The 22,018-nt window shown below is 63.8% G+C and carries 17 protein-coding genes; 3 read left to right on the top strand and 14 right to left on the bottom strand.

Annotation, left to right across the window (positions count from 1 at the left end; translation table 11 throughout):
* Window positions 1–80: 80 nt before the first annotated feature.
* Complete coding sequence (locus tag JJB74_RS00850; RefSeq protein WP_200589719.1) at window positions 81–881, top strand: FRG domain-containing protein; 801 nt, start codon at window positions 81–83, stop codon at window positions 879–881.
* A gap of 126 nt (window positions 882–1,007) precedes the next feature.
* Here the strand turns inward: JJB74_RS00850 and JJB74_RS00845 are convergent, their stop codons facing one another.
* From JJB74_RS00845 to JJB74_RS00830, 4 genes are all read right to left on the bottom strand, one after another.
* Window positions 1,008–1,286 carry a type II toxin-antitoxin system RelE/ParE family toxin gene (locus JJB74_RS00845; RefSeq protein ID WP_200589717.1) on the bottom strand — a complete coding sequence of 93 codons (279 nt, stop codon included), beginning with the start codon at window positions 1,284–1,286 and terminating at the stop codon, window positions 1,008–1,010.
* Window positions 1,283–1,552, bottom strand: coding sequence for a type II toxin-antitoxin system Phd/YefM family antitoxin (locus tag JJB74_RS00840; RefSeq protein WP_200589715.1), 270 nt, complete (start codon window positions 1,550–1,552; stop codon window positions 1,283–1,285). Before JJB74_RS00840 ends, JJB74_RS00845 begins: the two co-directional genes overlap by 4 nt.
* Window positions 1,553–1,661: 109 nt before the next feature.
* Window positions 1,662–4,715: a bifunctional diguanylate cyclase/phosphodiesterase gene (locus tag JJB74_RS00835; RefSeq protein ID WP_200589713.1), complete on the bottom strand. Its 3,054-nt coding sequence runs from the start codon at window positions 4,713–4,715 to the stop codon at window positions 1,662–1,664.
* A 166-nt stretch (window positions 4,716–4,881) separates the two neighbouring features.
* Window positions 4,882–5,136, bottom strand: coding sequence for a DUF1488 family protein (locus tag JJB74_RS00830; RefSeq protein ID WP_200589710.1), 255 nt, complete (start codon window positions 5,134–5,136; stop codon window positions 4,882–4,884).
* Between the two features lie 156 nt (window positions 5,137–5,292).
* Here JJB74_RS00830 and JJB74_RS00825 point away from each other — a divergent pair, with 156 nt between their 5' ends.
* A complete protein-coding gene (locus tag JJB74_RS00825; protein ID WP_200589707.1) occupies window positions 5,293–6,822 on the top strand; it encodes an MDR family MFS transporter in 1,530 nt (509 codons plus the stop codon).
* A 148-nt stretch (window positions 6,823–6,970) separates the two neighbouring features.
* Window positions 6,971–10,186 (top strand): hypothetical protein, encoded by a 3,216-nt coding sequence (locus JJB74_RS00820; RefSeq protein ID WP_200589705.1) that lies wholly within the window; start codon window positions 6,971–6,973, stop codon window positions 10,184–10,186.
* 12 nt (window positions 10,187–10,198) lie between these two features.
* On the opposite strand, the gene JJB74_RS00815 is transcribed toward JJB74_RS00820, so the two are convergent.
* The 10 genes from JJB74_RS00815 to xdhA form a co-directional block, all read right to left on the bottom strand.
* Window positions 10,199–10,621 carry a hypothetical protein gene (locus tag JJB74_RS00815; RefSeq protein ID WP_200589701.1) on the bottom strand — a complete coding sequence of 141 codons (423 nt, stop codon included), beginning with the start codon at window positions 10,619–10,621 and terminating at the stop codon, window positions 10,199–10,201.
* A 40-nt stretch (window positions 10,622–10,661) separates the two neighbouring features.
* On the bottom strand, window positions 10,662–10,934 hold the full coding sequence (locus JJB74_RS00810) for a hypothetical protein (protein WP_200589698.1): 273 nt from the start codon (window positions 10,932–10,934) through the stop codon (window positions 10,662–10,664).
* A 110-nt stretch (window positions 10,935–11,044) separates the two neighbouring features.
* Window positions 11,045–12,415, bottom strand: a complete 1,371-nt coding sequence (locus JJB74_RS00805) for an 8-oxoguanine deaminase (protein WP_200589696.1) — start codon at window positions 12,413–12,415, stop codon at window positions 11,045–11,047.
* Window positions 12,416–12,456: 41 nt separating this feature from the next.
* Window positions 12,457–13,395, bottom strand: coding sequence for a LysR family transcriptional regulator (locus JJB74_RS00800; RefSeq protein WP_200589694.1), 939 nt, complete (start codon window positions 13,393–13,395; stop codon window positions 12,457–12,459).
* A gap of 694 nt (window positions 13,396–14,089) precedes the next feature.
* Window positions 14,090–14,284, bottom strand: coding sequence for a hypothetical protein (locus JJB74_RS00795; protein WP_200589692.1), 195 nt, complete (start codon window positions 14,282–14,284; stop codon window positions 14,090–14,092).
* Window positions 14,285–14,328: 44 nt separating this feature from the next.
* A complete protein-coding gene (locus JJB74_RS00790) occupies window positions 14,329–15,414 on the bottom strand; it encodes a porin (protein ID WP_200589690.1) in 1,086 nt (361 codons plus the stop codon).
* A gap of 263 nt (window positions 15,415–15,677) precedes the next feature.
* Entirely contained in the window at window positions 15,678–16,985 is a 1,308-nt protein-coding gene (gene guaD / locus JJB74_RS00785; RefSeq protein ID WP_200589688.1) for a guanine deaminase, read from the bottom strand.
* Between the two features lie 32 nt (window positions 16,986–17,017).
* Window positions 17,018–17,977 (bottom strand): xanthine dehydrogenase accessory protein XdhC, encoded by a 960-nt coding sequence (gene xdhC, locus JJB74_RS00780; protein WP_200589686.1) that lies wholly within the window; start codon window positions 17,975–17,977, stop codon window positions 17,018–17,020.
* Between the two features lie 11 nt (window positions 17,978–17,988).
* Entirely contained in the window at window positions 17,989–20,331 is a 2,343-nt protein-coding gene (gene xdhB, locus JJB74_RS00775; protein ID WP_200589683.1) for a xanthine dehydrogenase molybdopterin binding subunit, read from the bottom strand.
* On the bottom strand, window positions 20,328–21,824 hold the full coding sequence (gene xdhA, locus JJB74_RS00770) for a xanthine dehydrogenase small subunit (protein WP_200589680.1): 1,497 nt from the start codon (window positions 21,822–21,824) through the stop codon (window positions 20,328–20,330). Before xdhA ends, xdhB begins: the two co-directional genes overlap by 4 nt.
* Between the last annotated feature and the right edge of the window lie 194 nt (window positions 21,825–22,018).

Genomic DNA, 22,018 nt, shown 5'->3' with positions numbered 1-22,018 from the left:
CCATGCGATTGCCGGTTGAACGACCGGACGCGTGGGCTGCGCCCACCCTACGTGTTTTCAACCATCGGAACTGTCGCGTCATGGAAGAAGTTCAGATCGACACCTGGAGCGAATTCGTCGCGCTCAGCACCGAGCTGGACGGCTGGGCCTTTCGCGGCCATCGCGATGCCTACTGGCCGCTGTACAGTTCGCTGTCGCGCCATCTGCAGAATTTCGTGCCCGACCGCCGCAGCTGGCAGGGCAGGGAAAAGCGCGCGATCCGCATCTTCCGGCGCAAGGCCCACAACTACCTGACCGATGAATCGGTGCTGGCCGAAGACTTGCGCTGCGCGGCGCTGATGCAGCATCACGGCGCGCCGACGCGCCTCTTGGACTTCACCAAATCACCCTTCGTTGCCGCCTTTTTCGCGCTGGAGCGCGCGGTCGGCACCGCGGTGGTGTATGCGCTCAATACGCCAGCGCTGTGGAATGCGGCGCCCAGCGCGCATCCGGGCCTGACGCGCGAACGCATCGACCCGCGCGAGCCGGGCAATTTCGAGCGCTACTTCATCCAGAACACGCATGAAGTGGTGTGGATAGGCGAGCCAATGCAGATGGACCGGCGCCTGGTGGCGCAATCGGGCATGTTCGCAGTGCCGGGCGTGCTCGACAAGTCGCTCGACCAGATCCTGAGTGGCTATGCGTCCGATGGTCCGCTGATGCGCAAGCTGCTGCTGCCGCCGTCGCTGCGAGACGAAGCGATGCGCTCGCTGTACCGGATGAACATCACCTATGCGCAGCTGTTCCCGGACCTGGATGGCCTGGCGCGTTCGCTGGCTTTCGAGCTGGAGACGGTGTGGGCGGGGGCGGGGAATGATCCGGATATGGGGATGGGGAGCTGAATTTCTGGCGTCGCCGCTGTCTGCAGTTGGCGCAGGAAAGCGATTGCTCAATCCATGATTGGATTTCTTCGTTATAAAGCGCAAGCTGCTGCGCGCGGTTCCAACATGGGTCGAGCCGCTTGCCGCTCAGCGATAGATATCGTCGTGGTCGCCGACGTTGATCAGGACGATTTCGTGATCGCGGATGACCATTTCCAGCGAAATGCGAAAGCTCATGTTGATCGAGACGCTGTGCAAGCCTTCGAGCTTCCCCTTGAGCGCATGAAGGCGCAAGGAAGGATGGTGCGGATTCGCTTCAAGCAGCTTGAGTGTCTTGGCATAAAGGCTTTCCAACTCGGGATGACGTTTCAGAAAGCGTGCGGCGCGCTTGTTGTAGTGCTCGGTGAAAAGCAGCTCCCACTTCATTTGCCGTCCGCGTCGAAGGATTTGATGCGGACCAGATGCTGTTCGACTGTTTCCCTGACGAATCGGCCGGCATCGAGGTCGGCCTGCGATTCGGCCAGTGCGACGCTCAATTCACATTCCCGCAGGTATTGGTAATGTTCCTTGCTCATGACCACGTACTTCACCTTGCCTCGTACGGTAACCGAGGCTTCGGTTTGTTCCTGCAAGGCTTGATCGATCGCGCCTACACCCCTGGTTTTGAGATCGTTTGCCGAAATCGTATCCATGATCGTGTCCTTAATCGTACGGTGGAGCGCATTCTAGGCGTTCAGTCCAAGGTCTACAAGCGTTTCGAACCGCAGGCTCGCGACGATACGATGGACTTCATGGGTGCCACTACGCCGCCTGCGCGCAGCGATCCCGCATCCAGCCTTCCACTTCCTGCGCCGGCAGCGGCCGGCTGAAATGAAAGCCCTGCAATTCATCGCAGCCGTATTCACGCAGCATGCGCGCCTCGCTTTCCTGGCTCACGCCCTCGGCCACCACTTGCCGGCCCAGCGTATGGCCCAGGCCGATGATGGCGTGGATCAGCGCCAGGTTCTGCGGCGCCGCAGCCATGTTCTGGATGAAGGAGCGATCGATCTTCAGCTTGTCGACCGGGAAGCGGTACAGGTAATTGAGACTGGAATAGCCGGTGCCGAAGTCGTCGATCGACAGCGATACGCCCAGCGCCTTGATGGCATTGAGCCGGGCGATCGCGGCATCGCCGTTGTCCATCAGGACCGATTCGGTCAGCTCGAGCTCGATCTGCGCGGCGTCGATCGCATGCCGCTTCAATGCACCGCGCAGCGTGTCGCACAAGCCGTTGTCGCGCAGCTGCACCGCCGACAGGTTGATCGATACCGGCACCATGCCGAGGCCGCGTTCCCGCCATTGCGCATGCTGGCGGCAGGCTTCGTCGATGATCCAGGCGCCGATGTCGACGATCAGGCCGGACTCCTCGGCGATCGGAATGAACTCGGCCGGCCCGATCAGGCCGCGCGTCGGATGCTGCCAGCGCACCAGGCTTTCCACGCCAGCCAGCGTCAGCGTGGCGGCATCGATGCGCGGCTGGTAATGCAGTAGCAGTTCGCCGCGCGCCACCGCGTGGCGCAAATCGTTTTCCAGTTGCAGGCGCTGGGTGACGCGTTCGTTGAGTTCTGCGGTGAAGAACTGCAGATTGTCGCGGCCGCTGTTCTTGGCCTGGTACATCGCGGCATCGGCATGGCGCATCAGGGCGTCGATGTCTGCGCCGTCGTCCGGATACACCGCCGCGCCCACGCTGCAGGAGATGTGCAGCTCGGCGCCGTCCAGCGGGTAGGGCTGCCGGACCGCTTCGATCAGGCGCCCCTTGGCGATCTTGCCGATTTCTTCCACGTCGGCGACGTTGTTGAGGATCACGATGAATTCATCGCCGCCGAGGCGGCTGACGGTGTCGCCTGGCCGCACCGAGGCCGACAGGCGCTGCGCTACCGAGGACAGCAGCGCGTCGCCGACATGATGGCCGAGGGAATCATTGATGTTCTTGAAGCGATCCAGGTCGACGAACAACACTGCCACGCGACTCCCCGCGCGCTGCGACTGCGCAATCGACATCTGCAGCCGCTCTCGGCACAGCAGACGGTTCGGCAGGCCGGTCAGCGCATCGTGATGCGCCATGTAGCGGATGCGTTCCTCGTTCTTCTTGCGCTCGCTGATGTCGGTGACGATGGCGATGTGATGGGCCACCGCGCCGGACTTGTCGCGCGCCGCGTTCAGCGACAGCCACGCCGGCCACGGCTCGCGTCCGCGCCGCTGTATCCAGGCTTCGCCCTGCCAGGCGCCTTGCCGGGCGGCGGTGTCGAGCATGGTCTGGTACAAGCCGGCGTCGTTGCGCGCGTCGAGCAGGTCGCGTGGATGCATGCCGGCGAGGTCGTCGACGCCGAGATTGGCGTTGCGGCAGAACGCGGCATTGGCTTCGACGATGCATCCTTCGGCGTCGATCAGCAGGATGCCTTCCGATGCCGCCTCGAATACCTTGGCCCACAGCTCCAAATGCTGCTCCATTGCCTTCATGCGGTTGATCGGGGTGAAGGTAGACAGCACCGCTGCGCGGCCGCCATATTCGATGCGCCGCGCCGACACCAGCGCCCAGCCCGGTGCACTGCCTGCGAGCCAGCGCACTTCGAATTCATCCACTGCGCCGAGGTCGGCCAGCGTCTGGAAGAAGCGGGCGCGGGTCGGCGCATCCATGCCGCGGCTCCATGGATCGCCGCGTCCGCGCAGCCAGGATTGCGCAGCCGCATTCGCGTGCAGCACTTCATGGTCCGGGATGGCGGTCACGAGCAGCGGCATCGGGATGGCTTCGGCCAGCCGCTTCTGGGCATTGTCGGCATGATGGCGCGCGACCAGTTCCTGCTGTTCCAGGCGATGCCGGTCCAGCTGCTGCAGCATCGCGTTGAAGCCGGTGACGAGCTGACCGATCTCATCGCCGCTTTTCCATGCGGCGCGCAGCGCGTAATTGCCCGAGCGCGACACATCGGCCGCGACGCCGGCAAGCTGGCGCAGCGGCGCGCTGATCTGTCGGGCCACATAGAACACGACGGAAAGAATGACGAGCAGCAGCAGCACGGCGGTGCCGAAATGCTCGGCCATGCGCGCATAAGCCGCCCGTTGCCGCGCGTGCAGCAGCCGCGACAATTCGTTTTGCGCCATGCGCCAGGCATCGTTCAGCGCGACGATGGCAAGCTCGCGCCGGGCGGCATCCATCGGTCCGGCCCCGTAGCGTTGCAGCGCATCCTGCAGTGCCTGGCGCGATGGGTTCAGGCGCTGCGCGAGCGTGGCGTCGCCGGCTGCGAGCGCTTCCCGGTAATCGCTGGCGATGCCGTGCGCCGCTGCGTCGAGCCGGCCCTGCAGGAGCGCCATGTCATGCGCCGCGTTCGGATTCGGCGTGGTGCGCAACAGCTCCAGCAATTCCGGAAAGCGCAGCACCGCCAGCGACATCGTGTAATAACTGTCGAGGTCGGGGTCGAGGATCAGGTTGGATTGATTGCCGATGCGGGTCAGCAGCGCACGGCCGCGGTCGAAAGCGTGGTCGGTGCCATGGCGCAGCGCATCGGCGTAGTCGCGCGCGAGGTCCGCGCCGCGCATGGCCTCGCCGTGTCGCGCTTGGGCCGCCTCGATTTCGCGCGCGGCTGCTTCCATGGCTTGCGGTGACGGCCTTGCGCCCGCCAGCGGTGTGAAGCTGGCGCGGATGGCATCGATATAGGCAGCGCCGGCGATTTCCTTGGCGGTGAAATCGATGGCGATGTATTTCTCGTTGATCAGGATGCCCGATACGAAGATCACCGCAGTCAGGTCGAGGAGGTAGATGAGCGCGAGCTTGCGACCGACGTTGAGCCGGCCGATCAGGCGCGAAAGGAAATTCTGCATGGCATGGCACCGGTATGGGCATTAGCCACAACGGAGCAATGCCCGTGCCAGCAGTTTCCGTGGTGAAACGGTGTCGCTGCGCCATGTCGGATCACGTCTTGCCGCAAGCAGTCAGGTACGTGCCTTTTCCGGTGCGATCCGCGCCATCGCAGGGCGGCTTCTGCCCTCAGTTGAAGCAGGCAGTGGAAAGCACCAGCGGCGTATCCTGGTTGCCGGCCGCGGCAAGCCGGCGCGCAACGCTGTGTATCCGCGCTTCGCAGGCGCGGTAGGTGTTCATGAAGTCCATTGTGAAGCCCTGCAGCTTGCAAAGATGGGCAAGCGCGCTCTTCAGGATCAGGCATTCCCGCTCCACCGCATCCACTTCCACCGAGAAGCGCACACCCTGCTCGGTGAGTCCCGGTTCCAGCACGATTTTTCCCATGGGGGTCATCCTTCTCCGATTGTTGTCATGCGCGTCCTATGCAAGAAGAAGGCCAAGCGCATCAAACGGAGGAAGAGGGCGGTCAGCGGCGCTTGCGTTGATCTGCGATACTTGCCGCCTCCTTACCGTCCTCCTTTCCCGTTCCCCGCAACAGCCATGACTGAAGCCGCTTCCCCGCCCACCCCAGCCTCGACGTCAGATCATCCCGCCTTTACTCATGCACAGGTACGCTCCGTGATCACCGGCGTGCTGCTGGCAATCCTGATGGGCGCGCTGGACCAGACCATCATCTCCGTGGCGCTGCCGGTGCTGGGCGCGGAACTGCATGGTTTCGACTGGCTGGCCTGGGTGGTGTCCGGTTATCTCGTGGCCAGCGCGGTGACCACGCCGATCTACGGCAAGCTCGGCGACCTGTATGGCCGGCGCGCGATGCTGCTGGTGTCGATTGCCATCTTTCTCGCGGCGTCAGTGATCTGCGGTGTCGCCAACTCGATCGGCATGCTGGTGGCCGGTCGCATTCTGCAGGGCATCGGCGGCGGCGGACTGATCTCGACTTCGCAGGGCATCATCGCCGACGTGATTACGCCGCGCGAGCGCGGCCGCTACCAGGGCTATGTCAGCGGCACCTATGCGGTGGCCAGCGTTGCCGGTCCGCTTCTGGGCGGCTTTCTCACGCATTACCTGTCCTGGCGCTGGGTGTTCTGGATCAACCTGCCGCTGGGCGTGGCAGCCTTCCTGGTGTCGCGCCGCGCGCTCGCGCAGCTGGCGCCGCCGCGCATCGCCCGCAAAATCGATGTCGCCGGCGCGCTGCTGCTGTCGCTGGGCCTGTCGGCCTTTCTGATCGCGGTAACGCGGGTCGGGCAGGGCGTGGCCTGGCTGGAGCAAACCAATGCATCGCTTTTTGCCGGCGCTGCCGTGGTGCTGGCGATTTTCGTGTTCCAGCAGAAGCGCACGGCCGAACCAATCCTGCCGCTATACCTGTTCCGCATACCGACCGTGGTGCTGTGCTGCGGCATCCTGTTCATCGCCTTCGCCCAGGTGGTGTCGCTGTCGGTGCTGATTCCGCTGCGGCTGCAGATGCTGCTGGGCGTGGGCGCCGACGGCGCGGCGCTGCAGCTGGTGCCCTTGACGCTGTCGATTCCGCTGGGAGCGTATACCGGAGGCCAGGTGATGGCGCGCATCGGCCGCTACAAGCCGCTGCAGCAGGTCGGTAGCGCAATCGTGCCGTTCGGCCTCATCGGCCTGGCGCTGCTCGATCCGCAGCATGCCTTGGCGACCGGCGTGCTGATGGTGGCGGTCGGCATCGGCATCGGTCTGCAGTTTCCGACCGCGCTGGTGGCGGTGCAGAATGCCGCGCCGCGGCGCGACATGGGCGTGGCTACCTCCACCGCCTCGTTCTCCCGTTCGCTCGGCGCGGCGCTGGCTGTGGCGGTGCTGACCGCCTTGCTGATGGCGGCATTGCAGGCAGCGGCGCCGGGCTTGTCGCCATCGCTGTCCGGCGCCGAAATGATGAAAGAGCTGGTCGGCGGCGCGCTGGCGCAGATGGGCCCGCAGGAGCGGCAGGCGATGGCCAGCGCGGTGCGTGGCGCTTTCGAGCGCACTTTGTTCATCAGTGCGGCAATCGCAGCATGCTCCTTCGTGATGGCGATGCGCCTGCCGGATACGGTACTGGCGGCAAAGAAATAGGCCAATGCGCAGGCTTGACGTAGCGCCAGAAAAGTCACGAGTGCGCTGAACCCTGTCGACACCTTCGTTACATAACGTCCCGGTTTTCAATTCAACATCAGGCGGCTTGTGCGTGAGCGCGAGCCGCCGTTCTTTTGCGGGTGACTTTATGGGCGATAGAAGGAATTCGATCAGTAAGCGCAATCTCAATTCAAGCGTCAATGCCAACACGAGCGCAAGTCTCAGCCCCACCAATACCGCGAATCTGCCGACGCCGGCGAGTACCGCGGAAAGCGCTTACGACGTGATCCGAAGCGGCGTGCCTTCAGGGCACCGAAGGATGGCGAGCGCTCCGGTGACGCCCGTGGTGCAAGCGCAAACCCTCTCCCGGACCGATGCCGGCCTGCAAAGTCCGATCGGCAAGGCGGACAAGCCTGGTGCTGCAAAGAAGCTGCATCTGACACTGCTGCCAGCTGTTTCGGATCAGAGTCCGGGCGCTGCGCCATCGACAACGCCGCGCAAACCCGCCCATGGGGTGCCGGTATTGCCTCTGGTGCCTTCCTCAGCCAGAGGTCCAGCGGACATTGCTTCCCCGTTTTCGGGAGCGAAAGGCGCTCAACACAGTCCCGCTTCACCCCGCCCATCGGTGCCGCCGGGCGATCTGCCGCCGCAGTTGCCCACCTTTGTTCCGCCGCCAGCGGATGCACCTCCACCGCTTAGCCTGCCAGGAAGCCAGGGCAAGCCCGATTCCCTGTCCATCGGCATGGGCGCGTCAACGGGCGATATCGTTTCCGGCACAGAGGCGCCGAACGATGGCAGCCTGGCCGCGCAGATCGAGCAGATGGCCGACGATGTGGTCACCGCCGAGGTCGAGCAGATGCAGCGCAAAAGCCCGAGCGACATGGCCGGCATGGCTGGCAAGGAAAATTTGCATCGTCATGGCAAGCCGGTCTACACGCCGGTACGGCAGTTCCTGATGACGGAATTCGAAAAGGACAAGCGCTTCATCGCCGAGGTGAAGAAGCAGGGTGGGCTTGTCATGCAGGTCTTTGCGCAAGATCCGGATTCGATGCGTCAGAAGTCTGGCAATGACATCGGCGGCGCTGCGAACAAAGTGAATATCGAAGCGTTCAAGCCCTACACCCAGCCGATCTTCCACATCGTTTGCGGCGAACGCCTTGATTACCGTGATTCCAGCCTCAGTCCCGCGACAAAGAGGCTGCTGGAAGCCATCGACGGCAAGCTGCATGCAGAATTGCTGAAAAACAAAAAGCTTTCGCTGCGCGAGATTGAGAAGATCCGCGCCAATCTGTTCAAGGGAATCTTGTTTACCCGCGGCATCTCGCCGTTCCTGCTGAAGGCGCACGACGGAGACAATGCCGAGGAGGTCAAGACTGTGAAAGAGGTCAACAAGAACTGGTCGGCCGCCGCCAATCGGAATTTCAACCTCGACTACAAGGAATTTGCGAAAAGCTTTGTGCGCCATGGCAACGAGAATCTTTCCGGAGAATCGGAGGAGCTCTACAAGGCCAGAAAAGACGAGATCAAGGCAAAGCGTGCGCAGGAACTGATGGCAACCAAGCGCAGCAAGAATCCCAAGGCGCGCAGCCAGCCCACGCTGCCACAAGGTGAAGATTTTCGGCGGGCGTTGCAACTGGAAAAGCAGCGCCACAAGGCCGAGCCTGTGCGGCCGCGGGATGATGAGGGAGACGACTCGCCGCAAGGCACGATCGACAGCTACCGCGCGCTGTACGCGGAGAACTGGACTGGCACTGAAAAGGCGCGCTTCGAAAAGTTTTATGACAGCCGGGTCAAGAAATGGATGAACGCGCATGGCGATGACTGCGACATCGGCGCGCTGGAGAGCGAACTGAAGGCCATCCTCAGGGAATTCAGAAGCCGGCATAAGGAATCCAGTGTCCAGTCGAACTCTTCCTCGTCAACGCCGAGCACGACGAACAGCCTGCCGAAGGCGGCGCCATCGTCAAGCGCAACGCCGCTCAGCCCACGTGGCGCGGTGCGCGAAAAATACGGCATCGCCGAGACCGCGAAACGGCAGCGGCAACGGGAAGCGACATCCGAAAAGAATCTGCAGGACTTCCTGAAACGGCCCGACTGCGCCAACGATTTTGAAGATGAGCGTTTCAAGCAAGCCTTCGTCACGGCGGCATGGGCGGATTTCGATCCGGATCGAAGCGCCAAGGATGCGCCTGCGATCCTGCGTCGCGTCTTCGAGGAACAGCTGGTTGCGCATTTCAAGCGTTACAAGATTCCAACTGCACAGTCCGAAGAGCATGTTGGCAAGCATCCCAGGATGAAGCAACTGGATGACGGGATCGCCGCATGGAAAGAAGCACAGGGCGACAACGGCCGCATGTTGAACAGCGAAGTGCTTTCCTCGCTGTGGATGCGTCTCGAGAACGAAGCGACCATGATTGCGACATTCAAGACCGTCGTGAGCAACCAGGACAAGTCCGCGATCGGCCGCTTCAAATCGTTCGATGCCGTGATCCAGCGCTGGCGGAAGAAGCCGGAGAATGTGCAGAAGCCGCTGACCGAGGAAGTCTTGCAGAAGCTCTGGTCGGAGGAGTCGCCACTGAAAAGCCCCACGAGCGCCGAGTCCGGCAGAGGCGTGCCGCAAAGCCCTCTTTCGAGTGAGGCCGAAAGACGCGCTGCGCAGGAAAGGGCTCGTGAGCGCATGCGCGATCAGCTCAAGGAATTCCTTAAAGACCCGGCCAACAAGGACTTTGTGAAGCAAGGTTTCGAGCGCGCGTTTCTTGACAGCGCGATCAAACTCAAGAGTACGAGCGGCCTGGCTGCGCTGACGCCGGATAAGCTGAAACAGCTCTATACCGACACGCAGATAACGCGGTACTGGGCCAGCAGGAAGGAGGCGGGATGGCCGGATTCGGTGCGCGATGCCTTCGCCATCCAGGTTCGTGCACGATGCTTTGAGGCAGGCAATCACGTGGCCACCGAAGAGCATTTCGAGGATTACCGCCGCCGTGCCATGGACAATGCGCTGGGCGAGATGCTCAACAGTTTCCTGCGGGGCAGAAGCTCCTTGGACTTCATGGATGCGACTGAAAAATTCTCTTTCCGTAAAGCCGTGTCCGACCGGCTGCGCACGTGGATCCACAATGGCGCACTGGGCAAGGTGCATGAACAAATCCAGGCAACCTACCAGGACAAGCTGCTCGAGCAATTCATGCAGCACAAGAAAGCCGAAGGGAAAGGCCAGAAGCTCGTGCTGCTGCATTCCTACATGGCGAACTGGCGCAAGCAACATTGCGACGAGGTTCTCGAATGGGATGCTCTCGAGCGCATTTATGAGAGCTTGACCGACACCGGTTTCCTCGATGAACTCACGCAATCTTCGCACTAAAGTCGGGGGCGGCTATTCGAACAGGCTGCCCTGATCGCGTTCCCGCCCCGCCTTCCTGTTACGGGTAGGCCGGGCATAACCCGCCTCGCGCATCGCGCGCACCAGCTCGGCCATCGCATCCCAGATATCGGCGCTTTGCTGCGACGTCAGAGCGGCGCCGTCATCCAGGCTTTCGCAGGCGCCACGGATGTTGGCGGCCAGCGCGTTGATGTAATGCTGCCGGTTCAGGCCCAGTGCGAGCCTGCGCCGGCGCTGCCATTCGGCTTCGAGCTCGTCGCGCTGTTCGGGCGTGAGCTTGTCGAGCAGGCCTGGTGATGGCTTATAGGTGTACTTGTTGAAGGAGCCGACGCTCTTGACGATCGGCGCGTTCTTCGCTTCGTCGAAGCCGATGTACAGCAGCACCTGGACCTTGCTGCCCTGTTCCTTGAATTGCACTGCGATGGTCCTCGATGAATGCGCGGCAAGCCGTTGCGGCTCAGGCTACCTGGGTATAGCCCTGTTTCTGGTGACGGCGGGCAATGGCGCGCAATGCTTCAATGCCTTCTTCCAGGCTGTTGCAGGGCCGAGGCCTGCCGCCGCCGCAGCGATCGAACTTGCCGGCCCAGCCCTGAATGATGATCCACTGCTCGAACAGGTCCTGCATCAGCACCACGGTGTGCAGGCAATCTGGCCCGGAAAACTGCATCCGGATCGGAGAGCCTGTTGCAATGGGAAGAGGACGGGTGACGCGGTCGACGGGATCGATCATGGTGGGCGGCATGATAGCAGGCGAGGGCGGGGATTTGTAGCGGGATGGCCGCTGCTCCACGCAAGCAACGCTGCGATGCGCGCAGCAGCAGTCCCGCTGTTCGATGTCAATCAGCGCGCTACCCGTGCCGCCTCCGCCAGCTCCCGCGCCAGCCGGTTATGCCGCTCCACCACATTCCCCAGCGATACCGTCAGCAGTTGCCCATCGCGGATCACCACCCGCCCGTGAACGATGCTGCAATCCACCTGCGCCGGACTGCAGAACACCAGCGCCGCGACCGGGTCCAGCAGGCCACCAGCGAAGTTCAGCCCATCGAGCCGATACATCACCAGGTCCGCCGACATGCCCGGCGCCAATGCGCCGATGTCGTCACGGTTCAACACCTTCGCGCCGCCCAGCGTGGCGACTTCCAGCGCCTGGCGCGCGCTCAGCGCGGCCGGCCCGAAACCCACGCGCTGCAGCAGCATCGCCTGACGCGCTTCGCCCAGCATGTGCGCGCCGTCGTTGGACGCGCTGCCATCCACGCCCAGGCCAACCGGCACGCCGGCGTCCAGCATCTTCCTTACCGGCGCGATGCCCGAAGCCAGGCGCATGTTCGAGCACGGGCAATGCGCCACGCCGGTGCCGGTATGGCCGAAGAGGGCGATGCCGGCGTCATCGAGCTGCACGCAGTGCGCATGCCAGACATCGTGCCCGACCCAACCGCAGCTTTCCGCGTATTGCGCCGGCGTCATGCCGAAGCGCTCGCGACTGTAGGCGACGTCGCCGGCGGTCTCGGCCAGGTGCGTGTGCATGGATACGCGATAGCTGCGCGCCAGGTTCGCCGCTTCGCGCATCAAGTCCTGCGACACCGAGAACGGTGAGCAGGGCGCGACCGCAATACGCAGCATCGCGTGGCGGGACGGGTCATGCCAGGTTTCAATCAGACGCTGGGTATCCTTGATGATCGCATCTTCCTCTTCCACCACCGAATCCGGCGGCAGGCCGCCGCGGCTTTTTCCCACGCTCATCGCGCCGCGCGTGGCATGAAAGCGCATGCCGATTTCCTGAGCGGCTTCGATGCTGTCGTCGAGGCGGCAATCATTCGGGTAGATGTACAGATGGTCGCTGCTGGTGGTGCAGCCGGAGAGCATCAGCTCGGCCATCGCGGTCTGCGTCGATGCATGGATCATCTCGCCGCGCAGATTGGCCCAGACCGGATACAGGCTGGTGAGCCAGTCGAACAGTTCCCCATCCTGAGCGCCGGGGAAGGCGCGCGTCAGGCTCTGGTACATGTGGTGATGGGTGTTGACCATGCCCGGCATGACGAGCTTGCCCTTCGCATCGACGATTTCATCCGCCGTTTGCGGCAGCTCGCTGCTCGGGCCAACGGCTTCGATCACATGGCCGCGGATGAATACCGCGCCATCGGCGATTTCGCGGCGCTGTTGATCCATGGTGACGAGCACTTGCGCATTGCGCACCAGCAGGGTTTTGGTCATCGATCGACTCCTGGGTAAAACGGGAATAAGGGGGGGGAAGGTCAGTGTTCAACGAGCTCGCGCGCGGCCGCGGCGATCAGATCGCGCAGCCACTTGTGCTCGCTGGCATGATGCACGCGGTCATGCCAGAGCTGATAGAAGCGCATGGGCGGCAGCTTCAGCGGCACGGTGTAGGTTTTCAGCGGCAGCTTCTGATCGTAGAAGCTCAGGAACTGGCGGCCAGTGGTCAGCACTAGGTCGCTTTGCAGCAGCATGTAAGGCATCTGCCCGAAATAGGCCGACTCAACCACCACGTTGCGGCGCATGCCATGGCGCTCGAGCCAGGATTCGATCACGCCGTGATAGCCGTGCATCATCTGCGACGGCGCCACATGCGGCAGCGATAGGTAATCCTCCACCGTCATCGCATCCGGCGCGGTGCGTTTCGCATAGGCGCAATCGGCGCGCATGCTGCAGGCGATCGGGTCCTGGAACAGTTTGGCCAGATGCAGATGCGGCGGCGGCTCGTCCCAGTTGGCGATGACGAGATCGAGGTCGCCATCCGAGAGCAGGCGCACATGGTCTATGTCGCGGTTGACGTTATGAATCACCACGCGGCTTTTTGGCGATTCGCGCCGCACCCGCGCCACCACGTTCGGCAGGAAGCGGGTATCGAGATAATCCGGCGCGGCCAGATGAAAGGTACGCGCTTCTTCGCGCGGCTCGAACGGCAGCTTCTGCACGAACAGGCGCTCGGTTTCATCGAGGATGCGCTTGGCGGGCTTGAGCAGGCTTTCACCATGCTGCGTCGGCACCATGCCGCGCGAGCCGCGCACCAGCAGCGGGTCGCCGGTGAGTTCGCGCAGCTTGCGCAGCGAGGCCGAGATCGAAGGCTGCGGCTGGTTCAGCTTCATCGCCACGCGCGAGACATTCTTTTCCGACAGCAGCATGTAGAGAATGCGGATCAGGTGGATGTCGATGTGGGAGGGAAGCTTGGACATGGGCTGCGGGTAGCGGTGCTGAAGACTGGGGAATATACCGGATAAGGCGTTGGGGATGCGATGTTCTTGGTCGGGTGCGTTAATGGTCTGCAGTTGCAGTTGCAGTTGCAGTTGCAGTTGCAGTTGCAGTTGCAGTTGCAGTTGCAGTTGCCGTTGCCGTTGCTTTTAAACCCCCGTTGATTGCGCCGTGACGGCGATGCCCGGAGCGGGAAAAGGTGCGGCGTCTGTCTGAGCGAAGCGCAGCGCAGCGAGTTTAGCCGCGCCCCGTTCCGGGCGTCGCCGGCACGGGAACCCCGCGTAGCGGGGCGCAATCTCCGGGGGCGCCTTTTCTTGCCTACTTCTTTTGGCGCGCAAAAGAAGTAGGCCGGCTGCCGGGCCGGGACCCGGCTAGGTCGAGGGGGCGCTGAACGTATTGCATCACCGGAGTGATGTCGTTGAGGGGGCAGGCTCTTGCCTTGGTCGTCGTCGCGTTGGTCGAGGCTTGAATTGAAAGGCCCGCCCGGTCGAAATCCGAGGCCCGATGACCCAAAAAGGCCAGCGCACTTGGCGAACTAGCCGGGTCCCGGCCCGGCAGCCGGGTTACTTCTTTTGCTTCGCCAAAAGAAGTAACCAAGAAAAGGCGACCCGGAGATCGCGCCCCGCTGCGCGGGGTTCCCGTGTCGCCGGACCCTGAAGCGGGGCGCGGCTAAACTCGCTACGCTGCGCTTCGCTCAGACAGACGCCGCACCTTATCCGCTTCAGGGTCCGGCGACACGGCGCGATCAACGGGATTAAAAACAACGGCAACGGCAACGGCAACGGCAACGGCAACGGCAACGGCAACGGCAACGGCAACGGCAACGGCAACGGCACAAGTCTTCGTCAAACAAAAAAGGGGCCATGTTTTCATGGCCCCTTTTGCTGTCCGGCCGAGGCCGGAAGGATCAACGCTGATCAGAACTTGTGACGCACGCCCACGCCTGCGCTGGCGGCGCTGTCGTTGCCGCTGACCTTGTCGTTCATCAGCATCGCGTACGCATCGGTGCGCTTGGACAGGTTGTAGTCGTAGCCGATGGTGTAGGTGGTGCGGCGCTGCTCCGAGAACGCGCTGCTGGTGCGGCGGGTCTGGGCAATTTCGGCCAGCACTTTGCCAGCACCGCCGGTCGGGACCGACAGGCCCAGCATCGCGGTCTTGTCCTTCAGGTCGATGTCATGCTTGGCCTGGTTGTAGGTGGCATACACCTTCACGATGTTGAAGTCGTAGGCAGCACCCAGCAGCCACAGCTTCTGTTCGAAAGCCTTGACGTTGCCAACGGTAAGCATCGCCGACGGCGTTGCGGTGTTGTCGACCGGGTTGCCGACCTTCACGTCGTGGTAGGCCGCGGTCAGCGACAGCGGGCCGTTGAAGTACAGCAGGTTGCCGCCGAAGTTTTTCTTCGACGCGTTCGATGCCTGCTCGCCGAACTGGTAGTACAGGTCTGCGGTCAGGCCGTTGAAGGACTTCGTGGTGTAGCGAACGGTGTTGCTCCAGCCGGTGTCGCTGGCGGCGTAGGTTGCGGCCCAGGCGTTGGTCGGTACGGCTTCATGCAATACCAGCGGCGAGAAGGTGAACGAGTCACCCAGCGGGTTGAACAGGAACACCGGCAGGGTCACCGGGGAAATGCTGCGGCCCAGGGTCACGGCGCCGAAGTTGCCGGACAGGCCGACGTTGGCGTCGCGGGCGAACAGGGTGTCTGCGCCGGTCGGGCCGAAGCGTCCGCCCTGGCCGGTGTCGGGACGGAAGAACGCGCCCAGCGTGAAGTTGGCCTTCAGTCCGCCACCCAGGTCCTCCGCACCCTTGAAGCCGATGTAGGAGGTCGACATGCCGCCGCTATTGACTGCGCTGATGCGGCCGGTGTCGCCGCTGTTCTTCATCGAACCGGCGTACACGTCGACGATGCCCTCGACGTTGACACTGGTCTGGGCCATGGCGGGCGCGGCGAATGCGCCGGCGACTGCGGCTGCTACCAGCAGCTTGGCAAGGGTGGACTGGTGTTGCATGACTCCTCCGAGAATAAAGGCTGAATTAAATCGAGTGGGATAAGCAGATCGGCTTCTGGTCAGCCGTTTCCTGCTGGATACCGAATGTTTATTGGGGGCATTTTTTCATATTTACTCGGCATTTTGTGCGTTTATCAGTCTCCTTTCTCCGCATCGCATGGCACAGCGCGGCGCTGGCAAGGACGGTAAGGACCTTGCCAAAGTTACAGATTGGTATTTCCGGATAACGACGTCTGCCACCGCATCGCGCGGTGAAAAGCCGCTCAAGTCGCGGTTTTCGAAGAGAAATACTGCAATTTACCGGCAGAATAAGTGGCTGCGACGGCGCGATCATCGCCCAGCAATGCGAGCGCGAACAGCTGTTCTTCCAACGATTCAGCACGTGCGGATCGACGCGCGAGCATCTCGGTAGCCTGTGGGTTGATTACAACAAAGTCGGCTTCCGCACCCGGTGCGAAGCTGCCAATCACGCCTTCCAGACCCATGCTGCGCGCCCCGCCGAGCGTAGCCAGATAGAACATGCGCAGCGCCGGCAGGTAAGTGCCGCCCATGCGCGCGACCTTGTACAGCTCGTTCATCGTCTTCAGCATCGAGAACGAGGTGCCGCCGCCAACGTCGGTGGCCATGGACAGCGGCATCTTCACCGCGTCGGCGGCGGCGAAATCGAACAGGCCGCTGCCGAGGAACAGATTCGATGTCGGGCATAGCGCAGCGGCGGCGCCGGTTTCGGCCATGCGCGCGCGGTCGGTCTCGTCCAGGTAGATGCAATGCGCATACATGGCGCGCTCGCGCAGCAGGCCGTAGCGGTCATAGACATCGAGATAGCTGCGCGCGGACGGGTAGAGCGATTTCACCCAGGCGATTTCATCGGTGTTCTCGGCCACGTGGCTCTGGATGAAGGTATCCGGATAGGCGCGGGCCAGTTCGCCGGTAAGACCGAGCTGTTCTTCGGTCGAGGTCGGCGCGAAGCGCGGCGTGAGCGCGTACATTTGCCGGCCACGGCCATGCCAGCGCCCGATCAGCGCTTCAGAGTCGCGCGCGCCGCTCTCGGCGGTGTCGCGCAGGAAGTCGGGGCAGTTCCGGTCCATCAGCACCTTGCCGGCGACCATGCGCAGGTTGCGCGCGCTGCTTTCCGCGAAGAAGGCGTCCACCGATTCCGGATGCACGGTGCAGTACACCATGGCGGTGGTGGTGCCGCTTCTGGCCAGTTCATCGAGGAAGAAGCGCGCGACTTCGCCGGCATGCTCCGGGTCGCGGAATCGGCTTTCGGTTGGGAAGGTGTAGGTTTCCAGCCAGGGCAGCAGGCCCGGCGCGGGCGAGGCGATCATGTCCGTTTGCGGATAGTGGACATGAGTGTCGATGAAGCCGGGCAGGATCAGCTTGCCGGAATGGTCAGTGACTTGCGCATCCGGCGGCAGGGTAGCCGCGAGCTGCGCGTAATCGCCGGCGGCGCGCACGCGGCCGTCCTCGACGATCAGCAAGCCATCCGCATGCCAGGAATGGGCAGTTTCGCCGGCAAAGGCCGGGTCGTCATGAAAGTGCAGCACGCTGCCGCGATAGGCGTGAATCATCGGAGGTCTTTTGGTGTGGTGTAGGGAATGGGTTATTGACGGGCTTGCCAGATCCGCAGCAGTTGCGCCGCGACCGCGACCGCGATCACTGCCGGTTCCTTGCCGCTGATGCCTTCGATGCCGATCGGGCAGCACATGTCTTCGAGTCTTGCTGCCGAAATGCCGCGCTCCAGCAACCGGCGCTCGAACTGCACGCGCTTGGTCTGCGAGCCGATCAGGCCGAACCAGCCGAGGCGTTCACGGCGCAGGATCGCCTCGGCCAGACGCTGGTCGAGCGCGTGGCTGTGCGTCATCACCAGGAAGCTGGCGTTCGGCGGCGCCTCGGCCACGACGGCTTCGGGTATGTCGGTGGCTTCGATGCGCACATTCGCCGGCAGCGCTTCGGGAAACAGGTCTTCGCGCTCGTCTATCCAGGTGATCGCGCAGGGCAGCGGCGCCATCACTCGCACCAGCGCCGCGCCGACGTGGCCGGCGCCGAACAGGTACAGCTGCGCCGCTGGAGGCGTCAGGTGTTCTTCGAGCCAGCGCCGGCCCTGCGCGTCTTCGATCAGACGGGTATCGTTCGCGCCGTTCCACTCGGGATCGTCGAGCGCGGGCGCATCGATGCCATCCAGCGCCAGGCGTCGCCGCCAGCTGCGGCCCGCGCGCAAGCCCTCGCGCAGCGCCGCGAAATGCGCATGGGCGCGTGGCTCGACGCGCTCGAACGCGAGCCAGGCCACGCCGCCGCAGCATTGACCCAGCGCCGGGCCCAGCGGTATGCGCTGCAGCCGGCGCTCCCCGGCAAGCTCGCCGGGCGCGGCCGCGAGCATCTCGCGCGCGGTTGCCGCTGCGACGTATTCGAGATGGCCGCCGCCGATGGTGTCGTACAGGCGCGCCGCATCCACCAGCATGCGCGCGCCGGCTTCGCGCGGCACCGAGCCTTCGGCGCGCGCAACCGTCACCAGCACCGTAGTGTCACGGGCCTCCAGCAGGGCATCGAGCCAGTCGAGCATCGCGTTGACCTTCAGCGCGCGGCGCGCACCGCTTCGATCGCATCCAGGATCGCCTCGCTCGTCGCGGGCGCCTGCAGCGGCGGATTGATCCTGTTCTCGCCGACGCTGGCAATCGCATCGCGTATCGCGAAGAACACCGAGAACGGCAACAGCAGCGGCGGCTCGCCGGTGGCCTTGGAGCGGTGGATGCTGTCGGTGACGTTGCTGTTCTTGAAGAGCCGCATGCTGAAGGCTTCCGGGCAATCGGACACCGCCGGGATCTTGTAGGTCGATGGCGCGTGGGTCATCAGCTTGCCGGCATCGTTCCACCACAATTCCTCGGTGGTCAGCCAGCCCATGCCCTGGATGAAGCCGCCTTCGACCTGGCCGATGTCGATGGCCGGGTTCAGCGAATTGCCGGCGTCGTACAGGCCATCGGCGCGCACGAGTTTCCATTCGCCGGTGAGCGTGTCGACTACGACTTCGGACACCGCCGCGCCGTAGGCATAGTAGGAGAACGGATGCCCGGTCATGGTCTTGCTGTCCCAGGACAGGTTCGGCGTGGCATAGAAGCCGTCGGACCACAGCTGCACCCGCGCCAGGTAAGCCTGCGCAACGATCTCGGCGAACGGATGGACTTCGCCGTTCACATGCACCCGGTCGCCGGCGAAGCGCACATCGGCCGCCGCGCCGCCGTGGCGCTGCGCGGCGAACTCGGCCAGGCGCGCGCGGATCTGCCGCGCCGCATCCTGGGCCGCCTTGCCGTTCAGGTCAGCGCCGGTGGAAGCAGCCGTGGCCGAGGTGTTGGCGATCTTGGTGGTATCGGTGGCCGAGATGCGCACCCGTTCCAGCGATACGCCGAGTTCATGGGCGACGACCTGCATCACCTTGGTGTTCAGGCCCTGGCCCATCTCGGTGCCGCCGTGATTGACCAGCACCGAGCCGTCGACGTACACATGCACCAGCGCGCCGGCCTGGTTCAGGTGGTTGACGTTGAAGGCGATGCCGAACTTCACGGGCGTCAATGCCAGGCCGCGCTTCAGGACCGGGCTTGTGGCATTGAATTTGCGGATCGCTTCGCGCCGCGCCCGGTAGTCGCTGTCGGCTTCGAGCTGGCCGACCAGTTCATGCAGCACGTTGTCCTCGACCTTCTGGCCGTAAGGCGTGGTGTTGCGGCCTTCCTCTTCATTGCGGCCGTAGAAGTTCAGCTTGCGGATATCCAGTGGATCGCGGCCAAGATTGCGCGCGACTTCGTCGATCAGGTATTCGACCGCGATCGCGCCCTGCGGTCCGCCGAAGCCGCGGAAGGCGGTGTTGGACTGGGTATTGGTTTTGCCGCACATGGCGCGGATATCCACGTCCGACAGGTAGTACGCATTGTCGAAGTGGCAGACGGCGCGGGTAGCCACGGGCCCGGACAGATCGGCCGAGTAGCCGGCGCGGCTGACCATCTCGATCTTCGCGCCGAGGATGCGGCCTTCGTCGTCATGGCCGAGTTCGTATTCGTAGTGGAAGCAGTGGCGCTTGCCGGTGACCATCATGTCGTCGTCGCGGTCGGCGCGCAGCTTCACCGGGCGGCCGGTGCGCTTTGCGGCGATCGCCGCGGCCGCGGCCCACAGCGCCGATTGCGATTCCTTGCCGCCGAAGCCGCCGCCCATGCGCCGGCATTCCACCCGCACATGGTGCGAGGACAGTCCAAGCGCATGCGCGACCACGTGCATCATCTCGGACGGATGCTGCGTCGAGCATTGCACCAGCATGCCGTGGTTTTCCTGCGGCACGGCGTAGGAGATCTGGCCTTCCAGGTAGAACTGCTCCTGGCCGCCCACGTACAGTTCACCGCGGATGATGTGCGGCGCGCGCTCCAGCGCCTCTTGCGCGTCGCCGCGCTTGAGCTGCATCGGCGGCAGCACGAAGGATTGCGCCGCCTTTGCCGCCTGCGGCGTGAGGATCGCTGGCAGGTCTTCGTAATCGACCTTCGCCAGGCGCGCGGCACGGCGCGCGGCATCGTGGCTGTCGGCAATCACGATGAACATCGGCTGGCCGATGTATTGCACCAGGCCATCGGCCAGGATCGGATCGTCGTGGATGATCGGCCCGCAATCGTTGACGCCGGGGATGTCGGCCGCGGTCAGCACCGCGACCACGCCGTACGCAGCGCGCACCGCGTCCAGGTCCATGGCGCGCACCCGTGCATGCGCGCGCTGCGACAGGCCAAGCGCGCCGTGCAGCGTGCCGCGCAGCTCGGGCAGGTCGTCGGTATAGGTCGCGCTGCCGCAGACATGGGCGACGGCGGATTCATGCGGATGCTCGCGGCCGACTTCGGCCCAGTCGGCGGGGGTTTCGGCGAGAAAGGATTCGGTCTGCGTGTTCATGCTTGTGTCTCCGCTGGGGTCTGCGTTTGTGCCCAGGCATTGAGCTGCGTCGGGGAAAGCGGCGCATCGGGCCGGGTTTCCATCCAGTAGCGGCGCAGCAGGTTCTTTGCGGTGCGCATGCGGTAGCTGCTCGAGGCGCGCATGTCGGAAAGCGGTGCGTAATCCTGTTCCAGCGCGGCGCAGGCGGCATTGAGCGCGGTCTCGTCCCAGTCTTGTCCGACGAGCGCGGCTTCGGCATGGCTGGCGCGCTTGGGCGTGGCCGCCATGCCGCCGTAGGCGATGCGCGCTGCCTTCACCCGACCATCCTCGATGGTCAGCGCAAAGGCGGCGCAGACCGCGGAAATGTCCTGGTCGAAGCGCTTGGCCAGCTTGTAGGTGCGCAGCGGCGTGTTCTCGCGCGGCAGCGGCAGGCGCACTGCAGCCACGAACTCATCACTGCACAGATCCTTCTTCTGGTAGCCGAGATAGAAATCTTCCAGCGCCAGATCGCGCTCGCCCGCCTCGGAGCGCAGCACGACGCGTGCGCCGGCGGCGATCAGCCACGGCATCGAGTCGCCGATCGGCGAGCCGTTGGCGACATTGCCGCCCAGGGTGCCGGCCTGGCGGATCGGCAGCGATGCAAAACGCTGGCGCAGTTCGGCCAGCTGCGGAAAGCGCGCGCAGATGACGTTGTAGGCGTCTTCGAGCGAAACGCCGGCGCCGATCTCCAGCATGCCGTCCGCGTCGCGCAGCGCGCGCAATTCCTCCACCGCGCCGAGATAAATGATGTGCGGCAGATCGCGCAGCCCCTTGGTCACCCACAGTCCGACATCGGTGGAGCCGGCCAGCAGATAGGCTTGCGGAAACTCGGCGCGCAGCCGCGCCAGTTGCTTGATCGTGCGCGGCGCATCGAAGCGGCGGCCGGCATATTCATAGCTCAGCGGCTCGGCGTTGGCGATGCCGGCCAGTGCGGTCTTCACGGCGTCGCGGTCGAAATGCGCGGCCGGCAATTCGGTCATCCGGCGCGCAGCATCGATGATCGGGCGGTAGCCAGTGCAGCGGCACAGGTTGCCGGACAGCGTGTCGTCGATCTCGCGGCGGCAGGGCGCGCCGCTCTCGCCCGCATCCTCGCGCTTCAGGTACAGCCCCCACAGCGACATCACGAAACCTGGCGTGCAGAAGCCGCATTGCGAGCCGTGGCATTCCACCATCGCCTGCTGCACCGGATGCAGTCCGTCGTCGTCCGCCTGCAGGTCTTCCACGGTGAACAAGGCTTTGCCGTCGAGCGTGGGCGTGAACTGTATGCAGGAATTGACGGCCTTCAGCTGCAGCGCGTCGCCGTGCAGCTCGCCGACGATCACGGTGCAGGCGCCGCAGTCGCCCTCGGCGCAGCCTTCCTTGGTGCCGGTGCAGTGGAGGTCCTCGCGCAGATGCTGCAGCACGGTCTGGGTCGGGGACACATCGTCGACGGTGTGAACAGCGCCACGGTAATGAAAACGGATCGGACGGGACATGGGAGTAGGCGGTGAAGGAATTGCAGAAAGGTTAGCACCGGCCGGCGCCGCAATTATAAGAACGCCGGCATGTGCGATATATGAACATCGTTATCGATGATCGTATCCGTAGGGTGGGCAAAGCCCACGCGTGCACCCGGGTAAACCCGCGCTGCGCCGATCCAGCAGGAAACATGCCAGAGATGCGCGACCAG

The organism is Noviherbaspirillum pedocola, from assembly GCF_016632335.1.
Classification (GTDB): domain Bacteria; phylum Pseudomonadota; class Gammaproteobacteria; order Burkholderiales; family Burkholderiaceae_D; genus Noviherbaspirillum_A; species Noviherbaspirillum_A pedocola.
The sequence above is the reverse complement of the archived record's forward strand: the minus strand, read 5'-3'. Positions and strand labels throughout refer to the sequence as shown.

What these genes read in the sequence shown, in the direction of transcription:
- JJB74_RS00850 (WP_200589719.1), top strand. Translation starts at nt 81, where the DNA reads ATGGAAGAAGTTCAGATCGACACCTGGAGCGAATTCGTCGCGCTCAGC.
- JJB74_RS00845 (WP_200589717.1), bottom strand. Translation starts at nt 1,286, where the DNA reads ATGAAGTGGGAGCTGCTTTTCACCGAGCACTACAACAAGCGCGCCGCA.
- JJB74_RS00840 (WP_200589715.1), bottom strand. Translation starts at nt 1,552, where the DNA reads ATGGATACGATTTCGGCAAACGATCTCAAAACCAGGGGTGTAGGCGCG.
- JJB74_RS00835 (WP_200589713.1), bottom strand. Translation starts at nt 4,715, where the DNA reads ATGCAGAATTTCCTTTCGCGCCTGATCGGCCGGCTCAACGTCGGTCGC.
- JJB74_RS00830 (WP_200589710.1), bottom strand. Translation starts at nt 5,136, where the DNA reads ATGGGAAAAATCGTGCTGGAACCGGGACTCACCGAGCAGGGTGTGCGC.
- JJB74_RS00825 (WP_200589707.1), top strand. Translation starts at nt 5,293, where the DNA reads ATGACTGAAGCCGCTTCCCCGCCCACCCCAGCCTCGACGTCAGATCAT.
- JJB74_RS00820 (WP_200589705.1), top strand. Translation starts at nt 6,971, where the DNA reads ATGGGCGATAGAAGGAATTCGATCAGTAAGCGCAATCTCAATTCAAGC.
- JJB74_RS00810 (WP_200589698.1), bottom strand. Translation starts at nt 10,934, where the DNA reads ATGATCGATCCCGTCGACCGCGTCACCCGTCCTCTTCCCATTGCAACA.
- JJB74_RS00805 (WP_200589696.1), bottom strand. Translation starts at nt 12,415, where the DNA reads ATGACCAAAACCCTGCTGGTGCGCAATGCGCAAGTGCTCGTCACCATG.
- JJB74_RS00800 (WP_200589694.1), bottom strand. Translation starts at nt 13,395, where the DNA reads ATGTCCAAGCTTCCCTCCCACATCGACATCCACCTGATCCGCATTCTC.
- JJB74_RS00795 (WP_200589692.1), bottom strand. Translation starts at nt 14,284, where the DNA reads ATGAAAACATGGCCCCTTTTTTGTTTGACGAAGACTTGTGCCGTTGCC.
- JJB74_RS00790 (WP_200589690.1), bottom strand. Translation starts at nt 15,414, where the DNA reads ATGCAACACCAGTCCACCCTTGCCAAGCTGCTGGTAGCAGCCGCAGTC.
- guaD (WP_200589688.1), bottom strand. Translation starts at nt 16,985, where the DNA reads ATGATTCACGCCTATCGCGGCAGCGTGCTGCACTTTCATGACGACCCG.
- xdhC (WP_200589686.1), bottom strand. Translation starts at nt 17,977, where the DNA reads ATGCTCGACTGGCTCGATGCCCTGCTGGAGGCCCGTGACACTACGGTG.
- xdhB (WP_200589683.1), bottom strand. Translation starts at nt 20,331, where the DNA reads ATGAACACGCAGACCGAATCCTTTCTCGCCGAAACCCCCGCCGACTGG.
- xdhA (WP_200589680.1), bottom strand. Translation starts at nt 21,824, where the DNA reads ATGTCCCGTCCGATCCGTTTTCATTACCGTGGCGCTGTTCACACCGTC.